Here is an 11,812-nt window from a genome sequence, read left to right on the forward strand (position 1 = left end):
TTGCAAGCTGAAACCGGATTGAGTATGTCCCGGCCTTCTTCCGCTGTTGGGGTGTCGCCAAGTGGTAAGGCACCGGTTTTTGGTATCGGCATTCCCAGGTTCGAATCCTGGCACCCCAGCCACTCTTCTTTCACATTGAAATGTCGTGTAGCGCTTACGCAGTCGCGTCGCTGTGCCTCGACTATTCAAGCCGTCCAATAATCGATCACTCCTGCATCGACTCGGCCCTTATTGTGCTGTCATCGTGATTTTGTCATGAAAATCAGTACTGTGATGCGTGATTGTGCTTGCGCTACAATTCGGTAAGTTTTTTAAACGGTTTCTAAAGGGCCATTGATCCGGAGCTTAGCTGTTGCTAGCGTCGGGTGCGGTGGTCGCTTCGGCGACCTTCAGGCGTTAGCCGTAAATCTGAAGAATAAGAGAGTGTAACAAGCACTCCGGAAAATTTGGGGGAGGTCAGAGGTGTTTCCACATCTCCTCCTTCGACTGCGGACTTGTGTGTGTGTCCGATTTAGCAGAGTGGCGGCCCGGCAAAATTATCAGGGGGCAGGGCCGCAATTGAAGTTTCACCGTGCATTGATTGCACGACCATTCGGAGAGTGAGAGGCAAACCTCATGAAAAAAGTACTGACACCGGCGCGAGGTGCCGTGGCAGCGGCGCTAGTTGCCGGCATGGCAATGCCCGCGGTGGCCCAGGGCCAACTGCGCCAAGCCCTGGATACGGGAGAGCAGGCGACTCGCAAGGCCGAGCGAGTACAGGAGCAGATTAACCAGCTGGACGATCAGCGTTCCGATATGGTCAGCGAGTTCCGGACTCTCCTTCAACGGACCCAGGCTGCTCAGCTCTATGCGCGCCAGCAGGAAAAAGTGGTCGAGAGCCAACGCCGCGAACTGGCCTCTCTTGAGCAGCAGCTCGGCCGCGTGGATGAGATCACGGCTCAGACGACGCCAATGCTGATCGACATGATCGCGGATCTCGAAGCCTTTCTTCAGGCTGATCTTCCCTTCAAGATCAATGAGCGTACCGAAGCGATCAATGAGCTGCGGGCCGCTATGGAAAACCCGCAGGTTCCGATCGTTGAGCAGTACCGCCTCATCATCGAAGCTTATAAGCGTGAAATGGAGTACGGTCGGACGATCCAAACCTGGCCGGAAGAAATCGACATCGACGGTAAACCGGTGATGGTCGACATGTTCCTCTACGGCCGCGTTGCCCTCGTTTATCTGTCGCCAGACAACAAGTACGCCGCTCGCTATGACCGTGCATCCAACGCTTGGGTGCCCGTGCAAAGCAAGTTCAAGGAAGACATTGCACAGGCCATCAAGGTCGCCAAAGGCACCACGACGCCGAGCGTTCTTTACGCTCCAGCGACGCGCCTGAATGTGTCTGCCCAGTAAGCGCCAGAGGATTATACAGATGAAAGTATTCAAAAAATCTCTGCAGGCCCTCGGCGCGACAGCGCTGGTCATGGGATCTGCAATTGCCTTTTCCGCCCCTGCGGTGGCTCAGGATGTGTCGCTTGCCGATATCCTTCGCCGCGTTCAGCAGGATTCACAGCAGATGTCCGCTGAAGACCAGCGTCGTTTGCAAGAGTTCAAGGCTGATCGTGATGAACAGGCTCGCCTGATGGGCGAAGCCCGTGGGCAGCTCAACGCAGCTGAAGCCCGTGGCCGTACGCTCTCCGCCGAATTCGACGAAAATGAGCGTCAGCTGACCGAGCTTTCCGCAGAGCTGGAAACGCAAGCCGGTGACTTCGGCGAGCTTCTTGGCCAGTTCCGTACGGCGGCTGGTGAAACAATGCCGATCATTCGTGAATCGCTCTCAAACTATGAGTATAGCGGTCGCGCTGAAAAGCTGGCTGAAGTGTCCGAAGCCCGGTCGCTTCCGACCCGCGAAGACCTCGACGCACTGCCAAAGGCGATGCTTCAGGAAATGGTCGCTCAGTCTGAGGTGAAAACCTTCACGGGGTCGGTTGCCGGCGCTGGTCCGGACGCAACCGTTGCTGATGTCGAAGTTATGCGTGTCGGTGTTTTCACCGCTGCAACCACTGACGACACACGCTTCCTGGAGATCATCACGGCAAACACCGATGAGCCTTATCTGCGTGTCCTGAAAGCTCAGCCCAGCGGCGACTTTGCGTCTGCCATGAAAAAGCTGATCAACGCCGATGAAGGCGAAGTGGTCATCACGCCAGTTGATCCAACCAAAGGTCAGCTCTTCGCCGTCGAAGGTGAAATGCCGTCGATCGGTGAGCGGATTAATCAGGGTGGTATCGTTGGTTATGTGATCCTCGTCCTGCTCGCCATCGGTGCAGCATTCGCAATCTTCAAGATTGTCACGCTGTTCCTCATGGGTGGAGCGATGCGCAAGACGGCGAAAACCCGTCAGGCCGGTACGGGCAATCCGCTTGCCCGCGTGTTCGAAGCTTACGAGACCAATCGTCATCAGGACATCGAGTCGCTCGAGCTGAAGCTTGACGAACAGATCCTGCGTGAGTCGCCGAAGATCGAGCGCTTCAACGACATCGTTAAAGTGCTTGCTGCTGTTGCACCGCTTCTGGGCCTTCTTGGAACGGTTATCGGTATGATCATCACCTTTACCGCCATCACCAACTTTGGTGCCGGCGATCCGAAGCTGATGGCAGGCGGTATCTCCGTTGCTCTTATGACGACTGTTCTTGGTCTGGTTGCAGCTATTCCGCTGCTTCTGCTCCACGCTGTTGCGGCCTCTTTGGCTCGCGGCAATCAGCAGATCCTTGATGAGCAAGCAGCCGGCCTCGTCGCCGAGCGTGCAGAGTCCAACACGGGAGTGGCGTAACGCCACTCCCTCCTTCGGGAGGTTAGTACATGGACTTAGGACTAAACGATCTTGAGGCCTTTCTGGCACGGGGTGGACCAGTCCTGCTTGTCATCATGGTGGCCACATTCATTATGTGGGCACTGATCCTGGAGCGGCTGTTCTACTTCCGCTTCGCTCACAAGGCAGTCGCTGAAGATGCGATTGCTGAGTGGAATGCCCGGGCGGACCGTAAGTCCGTCTTGGCTCACTGGGTCCGCGACAAGCTGGTATCTGAGGTTCGCGCCAAAGCAGAAGCCAATGTCAGCATGACAAAAGCCATGGTCGCCCTTGCGCCATTGCTGGGTCTGCTCGGCACGGTGACAGGCATGGTGACTGTGTTTGACGTCATGGCCATCACCGATGGTGCTGACGCCAAGGCTATGTCGGGCGGCGTGTCTCGCGCCACCATCCCGACAATGGCTGGCATGGTTGCGTCGATTTCCGGCATCATTTTCACCTCGGGCATGGACAGTAAGGTCAACCGCCTTGTCCAGCAGGTCGAAGACGAAATGGAGATCAGCTAATGCGCGGAAGACAAGGCAAAGCGCCTGAAGAGGCCAGTGTCGATCTCACGCCGATGCTTGATGTGGTGTTTATTCTCCTCATCTTCTTCATCGTGACCTCGACGTTCATTCAGGAGGAGGCGATCGGACTCGAGCCACCGCCACCTCCATCACCGGACACGCCGCCGGAAGATCAGCAACAGTCGATCCTTGTTTATGTGGGTGAAGACAATCTGATTACCGTGAACGGTCGCTACACCGAACTTGCTGGTGTGCGGGCGAACATGGAGCGGCTGCGCGCGGAAAACCCCGACAGTGCTCTTATCATCCAGGCGCACCCCCGCGCTCGGACAGGCATTATCGTGAAGATCCGTGACGAGGCGTACAACGCCAAGATGGATCGCGTGAACATCGTTCAGAGCGAAGAGTAGGAGACAGTATGGCCCGTAGAAAACGCATGTTGGTCTCTGAAGGCAGCGATGAGGATATCAACCTCACGCCGATGCTGGACGTCGTCTTCATCCTTCTTATCTTCTTCATTGTGACGGCTCAGTTCATCAAGGAGCCTGGCGTCGATATCATTCGTCAGGACGTTGATAATCTGGAGCGTCAGAATCCTCTCGGTATCCTTATCGCCATTGATGACAATAGCGATATCTATATCGACAAGGAGCAGATCCCGATGCAGGAGGTTACTTTCCGCATTCGAGAGCTGCGCGAGGATAATCCGAAGGGTGAACTCGTCGTTCAGGCTGACCGGGATTCTGAGGCTGGGGTTCTGATCGAGTTGATGGAAGTCATCAACAAGGTCGACGGCTCAAACGCCATCAACGTGTCGGTTGAGCGAGAATAGGAGACAGCTATGTTAACCAATCCAGTTATTAGACTGGTCATCGGCATCCCTCTCGCCGCGATCGTTGTCTATCTTCTCTTCACCTTCATGTATTCCATGATCAATCAGGACTATCAGCAGCCTGAGGTCGAAGAAGAGCGGGTGCTTGCGCGGATTACACCGTCCGAGGAAGACACTGAAGTTCGCACGCGTGCCCGTAACAAGGCGCAGCGAATTCAGTCGGCCGACAAGCCGCCTCCACCGCCGAAAATGTCGGCGACGCGTTCAGATATCGATCTGCCAACCCCGAACATTCAGGGGTCCGCGCCGACCGAACTGAACATCCAGCGTCTCGATTCGCTTGCGATCGACCCAGTGGCGATTTCGGACCGTGATGCGCAGCCGATCCGCCCACCAGTGCCGACCTATCCGTCACGCGCTGCTGAGCGGGGGATTGAAGGTACTTGTGATGTTCGCTTCGATGTGGATACGCGTGGGCGTCCTTATAACGTCCAGGCGAACTGTTCGGACAGCGTGTTCAAGCGCGAAGCCGAGCGTGCTGTGAGCCGTGTGGAGTTCGCGCCGAAGATTGTGCGTGGACAACCAGCTGAACGCCGTAACGTGGTTTACCCGCTGGAGTTTCAGCTCGACAACTAGTCTGCAGCGCAAGCAACGAATTGATAAGGGGCCCTTCAGATCTGGAGGGCCCTTTTTCTGTTCGGAGATCAACGCAAGCGATTCTCAGTGACTGGCCTTGGTCATTCTGTGGAAGCGGCTGAATTGACGTAACGTAAGATGAAGGGTAATATTATTACATAATAACAACAATTGGAGGCTAGCTCATGTTTCAGAATGCGTTCTTCCGTCCGGCTTTCGGTCTTCCCTTGGCGGGTCTGATCGTCTTCGGACTTTACTCGTTCATGCAGTCTATGATTGCGGTAGATTATGTGCCGCCAGAACCTGTGCCGGAACGTGACCTGACTGCGTTTATCGCCAAGCCGACTTCAAAAGACGACCCGGCGCCGTCAACGAGACCCGAACTCCTGCCGATAGCGGAACGGCCGACGCCGCCACCCAAGTTTGCAGCAGCGCCAGGGACAATCAATATTCCGGTTGTGCCTTTTTCTGGCGCGGTCCCCGCGACCATCGACACGAATATTCTCAGCGGCCTCGATGTCGAGCCAGCTGTAATCGGAAATCGGGACATCCAGCCGATCAGTCCCCCTATTGTCGATTATCCGAGGTCTTTGGCTCAGCGCGGCGTGGAGGGTGAATGCGAAGTGCGATTCGATGTCGACACGCGGGGGCGACCCTACAATGTGTCTGCAATCTGTTCCCATTCAGGATTCGAACGTGAAGCCACCAGAGCCGTTTCCCGTGTTCAATTCGCCCCAATGGTGCGTCGTGGACAGGCAGTTGAAAGGCAAAATGTCGTCTATCCGATCGAGTTTCGGCTTTGAGGGCAGTTTGATGCACAAGGTCGGGCGCAAAGCGTTGACGCGGCGAGCCTGACCGCTCATATCTTAATGGAACATTATTTCGCGAAAGTGATCGCCTATAACCCTTATAAAAAGAGGGCGGACCTTTCAGACAAATCGTAGTCGCTGTTGCAGTTACAGCGTCTGCCAACGACGACCCGCCGGTGACGGCAAAAGGAGTGAGACACCATGACTATCAAGGCGATCTTGAAAGGGGCGGTCATTGCTAGCGCCATTTCTTGTTTTGGCGCCGGTGCAGCGATTGCTCAGGCAGCAAGCTGCGAAGCGACTGAATTTGGCTCTAAAACTGGCGAGCTTTATCTTAAAGCTGAATCGGAATTGCTGCAGAACAAGAATGCCCAGGCAGCCCTTCAGGCTCTAAACCAGCTGCGCAATCTGGAGCTTAACTGCTATGAGCAGGGCGCTGCCCTGAAACTCGGTGCGGCGATCAAGATTGAAGCAGGCGACGCGGCTGGTGCTGTGCGTGACCTCGAGGCAGCTCTCGACCAAGGCTACATTCCTGCCAGTGAGGCGAAGAACACCTACTACAATATCTTCCAAATCTATCTCAGCCAGAACGACTTGGACAAGGCGCTTGAGTATTCGCAAAAGTGGATCAGAGCGGGCGGCAAACCCGATCGTGACGGTATGTGGCAACTGGCTGTTATCAACCAGAAGCTGGACCGCAACGAGGAGTCGCTCAAATGGGCAGAGCAGGTCTTTGCCAAAGACGGCCCGAATGCGGACCGTCAGGTCTACGACTTCCTGATCTATCTCTACGACGCCACCAACCAGCGCGCTAAAAAGGCGCAGCTGCTTGAGCAGCTTCTCGCGAAGAATCCGAATGAGCGGAAACTCTGGGATGCGATCGCTGGCGACTACTTCCAGGCTGAAGAAGAGCGCAAGGCGTTCGAAGTCCAGAAAGCCATGTACCTTGGCGGAATTCTGAAGACCGAAGACGAACTGATGCGGATCGTGAACTTCTACAACCGCTTCAATGCGCCTTATCCGGCTGCTCGTATCCTCGAAAAGGAAATGAACGCCGGTCGTATCTCGAAGACGTATGAGCGTATGGAATTGCTGGCCAACCTTTATCAGGTGGCTCGCGAGTTCGACAAAGCGATCCCCGTCATCGAAGAAGCCGCCCGCATGAACAATAGCGGCGCGATGTATGAGCGTCTGGGTCGGTCCTACGCCGAGCTACAGGAGTGGGCAAAGGCGGAAGACTCGCTGACCAAGGCGATCAATACGGGCGGCGTGAAAGACAAAGGTCTCGCCTGGGTGCTGATCGGACAGTCGCGCTATGAACGCGATGACCGTGCTGGTGCCCGCGAAGCCTTCAGGAACGCAAACAATCGCGGTGGCCGCGGCTGGCTCGCCTTTATGGACTCCGAGGAAGCCACCGAAGTTGCCCTGGTTCGCTTTGAAGCTCAGAGCCTCGTTCAGGACACCAAGAATGAGAAAGAGCGTTGTGCTCAACTCGCAGTTCTTGGTGAAGGCAACGCTCCAGAGGCTTGCGCCACAGTTGACGAGCGACTGGCAGCTGCAGAAGAAGAGCTGGCGAAGCTCGGCGGCAGCTGATCTTTCAGCCTAATTAAATTACGGAGAACCCCGGCCCTGGCGCCGGGGTTTTTCTATTTCGGCTCGCAAGTCTGCTTGCATCTGCCTGTCAAATGGTTTCACTTGCAACCAAAGTTCGGGAGATATTGATGGCGAAACCAGACAAGTCCTATCGCAAGCGCAAGATCGGTGAACATGAGCTCAAGCCAGAATCATTGGTGATGGGCTACGGCTTCGATCCGGCCATGTCTGAGGGTTCAATCAAGCCACCAATTTTCATGACGTCGACTTTTGCATTCAAATCTGCGCGCGACGGTGAGGCTTTGTTCCGTCAACTTGCCGGAAAGAGAGAAGAGGGCGATCCGGACGAAGCTGACCTTATCTATACGCGCTTCAACAATCCGAATATGGAAGTGCTCGAGGATCGCTTGACGCTGTACGATGCTGGCGAACACGCGCTTGTTTTCTCATCCGGGATGGGGGCGATTACAACCGCGCTTCTGGCGTGCGCAGGTGCAGGCACGACGATTCTGCACTCCAGCCCGCTCTATGGCGGTACCGAAGTCTTCATGCGGACCTTCATGCCGGATTTTGGTGTTACGCCATTCGAGATGGACGCGTGGGCCACGGAGGATCAGATTCTGGAGCAGGCTCGGAAGGCCGCCGCGGAAGGGCCGCTCAGTGTGATCTTCACAGAATCCCCTGCGAATCCCACCTGTGCGCTGGTTGATATCGAGGCCTGCGCACGGGTCGCAGACACGATTGAAAAGGAAACCGGCAATCGCCCCATCATCATGTGCGACAACACAATGATGGGGCCTATCGGTCATGTTCCGTTGAAGCACGGCGCCGACGTCGCGCTGTACTCGCTAACAAAATATATCGGTGGTCACTCTGATCTGGTCGCTGGCGCGGCCATTGGCAGCGAAGATGCGATCGCCAAGATCAGGCGCGTGCGAAACTATCTCGGTACGACGCTCGATGCTCACACCTGCTGGCTGGTGACAAGGTCATTGGAAACCGTTCGTTTGCGCATGGAGAAAGCGTTCGACAATGCGCGCATCTGTGCAGAATTTCTGCGCGACCACGCCAAGGTCGGCAAGGTGATGTACCCGGCATTCCTGGAGGCGGGTGATCCGCAAAAGAAGGTGTTTGATGAGCAGTGCGAAGCGGCTGGCTCAACCTTCTCGTTTGACGTGAAGGGCGGAAAGGAAGCGGCATTCCGATTGCTCGACTCTCTCCAACTGGTCAAACTTGCAGTCAGTCTCGGCGGTACTGAGAGCCTTATGTGCCACCCGGGATCGACGACGCATTCGGGGGTGGCAGAGGACATCCGTAAACGTATCGGATTTACCGATGGATTGGTGCGGTTTTCGGTCGGCATTGAGGCCCCGGAAGACCTCATCGCCGACCTCACCCAGGCGCTTGAGAAAGTCTAGTTGCCGAAGGCGTAGACAATAGAAGCGCGGGTCACTGTATCCGTCGCTTCAAAGCCCTCAGGCGGGTTTGTGTCATGGCGCACATCAAACGAGAACCGTGCTGAAAATGTGTCGGTCAAAGCAGCGGTGAGCGCAATGACATTACCGAGCTGGGTCGATTCCTGGGCGTAGATGGCGTTGGTGGAATTGGTCAGGCTGACCGCTTCGTTGAATTTATGGCTGAAGTCCGAACTCGCAATAACAGAGAAGGATTGTTCGGTTGAGCCTGGCACCAGTGTCGGCACGCCATTGACGTCGACGAATCTGTCGCGGACCTCGTCAATCTTGATGCCCGGACCACCCTGTACACTCCAGTTCGTCTGTTCCGTTTCGATGAGCGGATAACCCAGGCCGACGCCAGCGAAGAATCGCGAATCAAAGCCGGAGAACTCATCTTGCTCATAGGAAGTTCGCCCAAAGCCGAACAACTTGTCGCCAAGCTGCCGGTCGACTTCACCCGCAAGGAAAAAACGGTTCTTTGTTTCGATGGACTCTGTTTCGCCGTAATCAGCCGCCGCTTCGCCGGTATACGTCCAGATGCCGACGTCCCGATTCAGTTTCACTGCGAGGCCGAGGTCGGTCGTTTCGGTATTACCAGTCGTGTATCCTGCGCTAAACGAGCCTTCACCTGTCCAGCCATCATCAGCCGCTGCGAACGGGGCAAGGCAGATGCTTGCGGTGAGGATTAAGGAAATACGCTTGGTCATGGTCAGTCTCTTGGTTGCTTTTGCCCACCTCCTCTCAAATCACTGGAAACAACTCGTTAACCAGAAAGCCTGTGGTGACACGCCTTCTGTGCATGAGTCGGGCTTGCAGGATTTGATTTCCCGTGAAACCAAAGGGCATGACTGATTTAGCGATAAAGACCCCTGAAGATGAGGCTATCTGCGAGCGCATTGCCGCGTCCGAAGAGCGGCTGCAGAAACGTACGCTCGAGTGGGCGTCAATCAACACGGGCAGCCACAACCGAGCAGGTCTCGACCAGTTGGCCCCGATGCTGGCAGACGCCTTTTCGGCGCTCGATGCAGACGTGCGGATGGACAAGTCCCTGCCGTTCGAAAATGTGAACGATAAGGGCGAGACGGTCGATTTCGAGACAGGCCCCGTCATTCGTGTCAAATCTCGACCGGACGCGCCGGTGCAGGTCATCATGAGTGGTCACTATGATACCGTGTTTCCGGACGGCACGTTCACGGAGATCAAAGACCTTGGCAACGGCCGGATGAATGGGCCTGGGCTCGCGGATATGAAAGGCGGCTTGTCTGTCATGATTGGCGCTCTTGAGGCGTTCGAAGCTGGCCCGCTAAAGGACAATCTTGGCTATCAAATCGTCATTACGCCCGATGAAGAAATTGGGAATTTTGCAAGCTCAGGCGCGCTCAAGGAAGCCGCGCAATCTGGCGCTATGGTGGGCATGACGTACGAGCCCTGCATGGAAACGGGCGCCATGTCCGGCGGACGCAAAGGCTCAGCCGTCTTTGATATTGTTCTGCATGGACGATCGGCCCACGCCGGGCGGTCCAAGGAAGACGGTCGAAGCGCGATAGAAGCCGCTGCTCACATGGTCGTGGATCTGGAAGCCCTGAATAATCGCAGGGACGGTGTTTCGTTCAACGTCGGAGCGATTGACGGTGGCGGCGCCGTGAACATCGTGCCGGATCTCGCCATTGTTCGTTTCGGTGCCCGCGCACCCGATGCAGATGCAGCGCAGTGGGCCATGGGCGAAGTTGAACGCCTCTTCCGCGAAGCGAAAGCGCGGGACGGAATTTCAGGACATATTCATGGGGGCTTCTACCGCCCTCCGAAGCCGCGAAATGCTGCACAGGATGCTCTGTTCGATGCTGTGTCCAACACTGGCAAGGCCCTTGGTCTTGAGTTGGAGTTTGTCGACACTGGTGGCGTTTGCGAGGGCAATAATATCTTTGCTGCTGGCGTTCCCAATGTTGATACGTTGGGCGTGATGGGCGGTCGCATCCATTCGCACGAGGAATATGTCGTCATGTCTTCGTTCGTGGAACGCGCGAGTCTGTCGGGCCTGCTTCTTAATCGTTTCGCGGATGGTCGTATCGATGCGAAGAAAATCAAGGCACTAATGGAATGAGTTCGTCTTATGTCATGCGGCCATCGAGGCTGGATGATTTCGAAGTGCTGATGCAGTTGGCTGAAGAATCGGGTCCAGGATTCACCAGCCTACCTGTGCATGAGCGCATCATTCGTGAGCGGTTGGAAAAATCCGTGAAGTCGTTTGCCGGCGCTCTGCCAGAGCCGCAGTACGGCAAGTATCTCATGATGCTTGAGGACGCTGAGACCGGCGAGATCGGCGGATGCAGCGCGGTGAAAGCCGGTGTCGGAATCGACCAGCCTTTCTTCAATTACCGGGTGATCACTCTGGCGCAGGCCAGCCAGGCAGCCGACAGACGGTTCGACATGGATGCGCTGGTTCTGACGAATGAGTTCGTCGGTTACACCGAGGTTGGTACCCTTTTCCTGCGTCAGACGCATCGAGGCAGCGGTGCAGGGCGCCTTCTTGCGCAATCGCGCTACTTGCTCATGGCAAGCGATCCAGAACGGTTCGGGGACATGGTGCTTGCTGAGTTGCGCGGCGTTGTGGATTCGGAGGGCAAAACGCCGTTCTGGGACGCGATGGGTCAGCACTTTTTCCGCATGGAATTTACCGAAGCGGACATCTTGTCGGCCATCACCGACAATCAGTTCATTCTCGACCTGATGCCGAAATACCCCATTTATGTCGATCTCTTGCCGCCTGAAGCGCGAGAAGTCATCGGGCGCTGTCACTCTGATGGTGTTGGCGCGATGAAACTCCTCGAGTGGGAGGGGTTCAGGTTTGAGCGCACTGTCGACATTTTCGATGGCGGTCCGCTTGTTGCGGCGCCGCGCAACATGATCCGCACCATTCGCGAGAGTCGCGAAGTGACTGTCAAAGTTGGTGAAGCAAGCGGCGCGGCCGGGATCATGTCCAATGACCGGTTCGGTGAGTTCCGCGTGTCGATGGCTGAAGGGGCCCTTGAAAGCGACGACTTATTCGTCACATCGCAAGCGACGCTTGACCGCCTGCATCTGAAGGAAGGCGACCGGGCAAGAATCTGGTTGAGGAGCTGATT

The 11,812-nt window shown here is 56.0% G+C and carries 12 protein-coding genes and 1 tRNA gene; 12 read left to right on the forward strand and 1 reads right to left on the reverse strand.

Features of this window, described 5'->3' with window-relative positions; genetic code table 11:
- Positions 1 to 47 precede the first annotated feature (47 nt).
- The 10 genes from WNY37_RS09055 (at position 48) to WNY37_RS09100 (ending at position 8,651) form a co-directional block, all read left to right on the forward strand.
- Positions 48 to 122 (forward strand) — tRNA-Gln (locus tag WNY37_RS09055).
- A gap of 493 nt (positions 123 to 615) precedes the next feature.
- Positions 616 to 1,398, forward strand: a complete 783-nt coding sequence (locus WNY37_RS09060; protein ID WP_342973133.1) for a DUF3450 domain-containing protein — start codon at positions 616 to 618, stop codon at positions 1,396 to 1,398.
- Between the two features lie 19 nt (positions 1,399 to 1,417).
- Entirely contained in the window at positions 1,418 to 2,818 is a 1,401-nt protein-coding gene (locus WNY37_RS09065; protein WP_342973134.1) for a MotA/TolQ/ExbB proton channel family protein, read from the forward strand.
- Between the two features lie 29 nt (positions 2,819 to 2,847).
- Positions 2,848 to 3,363: a MotA/TolQ/ExbB proton channel family protein gene (locus tag WNY37_RS09070; RefSeq protein ID WP_342973135.1), complete on the forward strand. Its 516-nt coding sequence runs from the start codon at positions 2,848 to 2,850 to the stop codon at positions 3,361 to 3,363.
- Positions 3,363 to 3,773, forward strand: coding sequence for a biopolymer transporter ExbD (locus tag WNY37_RS09075; protein ID WP_342973136.1), 411 nt, complete (start codon positions 3,363 to 3,365; stop codon positions 3,771 to 3,773). Before WNY37_RS09070 ends, WNY37_RS09075 begins: the two co-directional genes overlap by 1 nt.
- Before the next feature lie 8 nt (positions 3,774 to 3,781).
- Entirely contained in the window at positions 3,782 to 4,195 is a 414-nt protein-coding gene (locus WNY37_RS09080; protein WP_342973137.1) for a biopolymer transporter ExbD, read from the forward strand.
- Positions 4,196 to 4,204: 9 nt separating this feature from the next.
- Entirely contained in the window at positions 4,205 to 4,831 is a 627-nt protein-coding gene (locus WNY37_RS09085; RefSeq protein WP_342973138.1) for a TonB family protein, read from the forward strand.
- Between the two features lie 185 nt (positions 4,832 to 5,016).
- The gene (locus WNY37_RS09090) at positions 5,017 to 5,634 is read left to right on the forward strand and encodes a TonB family protein (protein WP_342973139.1); all 618 of its coding nucleotides are present in this window, start codon (positions 5,017 to 5,019) and stop codon (positions 5,632 to 5,634) included.
- 207 nt (positions 5,635 to 5,841) lie between these two features.
- A complete protein-coding gene (locus WNY37_RS09095; RefSeq protein WP_342973140.1) occupies positions 5,842 to 7,233 on the forward strand; it encodes a hypothetical protein in 1,392 nt (463 codons plus the stop codon).
- Between the two features lie 128 nt (positions 7,234 to 7,361).
- The gene (locus WNY37_RS09100; protein ID WP_342973141.1) at positions 7,362 to 8,651 is read left to right on the forward strand and encodes a cystathionine gamma-synthase family protein; all 1,290 of its coding nucleotides are present in this window, start codon (positions 7,362 to 7,364) and stop codon (positions 8,649 to 8,651) included.
- Here WNY37_RS09100 and WNY37_RS09105 read toward each other — a convergent pair.
- The gene (locus tag WNY37_RS09105; protein ID WP_342973142.1) at positions 8,648 to 9,397 is read right to left on the reverse strand and encodes a DUF481 domain-containing protein; all 750 of its coding nucleotides are present in this window, start codon (positions 9,395 to 9,397) and stop codon (positions 8,648 to 8,650) included. The genes WNY37_RS09100 and WNY37_RS09105 overlap by 4 nt on opposite strands.
- Before the next feature lie 137 nt (positions 9,398 to 9,534).
- On the opposite strand from WNY37_RS09105, the gene WNY37_RS09110 reads away from it, so the two are divergent.
- Positions 9,535 to 10,791 (forward strand): hydrolase, encoded by a 1,257-nt coding sequence (locus WNY37_RS09110; RefSeq protein WP_342973143.1) that lies wholly within the window; start codon positions 9,535 to 9,537, stop codon positions 10,789 to 10,791.
- Positions 10,788 to 11,810, forward strand: coding sequence for an arginine N-succinyltransferase (locus WNY37_RS09115; RefSeq protein ID WP_342973144.1), 1,023 nt, complete (start codon positions 10,788 to 10,790; stop codon positions 11,808 to 11,810). Before WNY37_RS09110 ends, WNY37_RS09115 begins: the two co-directional genes overlap by 4 nt.
- The last annotated feature ends 2 nt before the right edge of the window (positions 11,811 to 11,812 follow it).

The sequence above is a fragment of the Henriciella sp. AS95 genome (genome assembly GCF_038900055.1).
GTDB lineage: Bacteria > Pseudomonadota > Alphaproteobacteria > Caulobacterales > Hyphomonadaceae > Henriciella.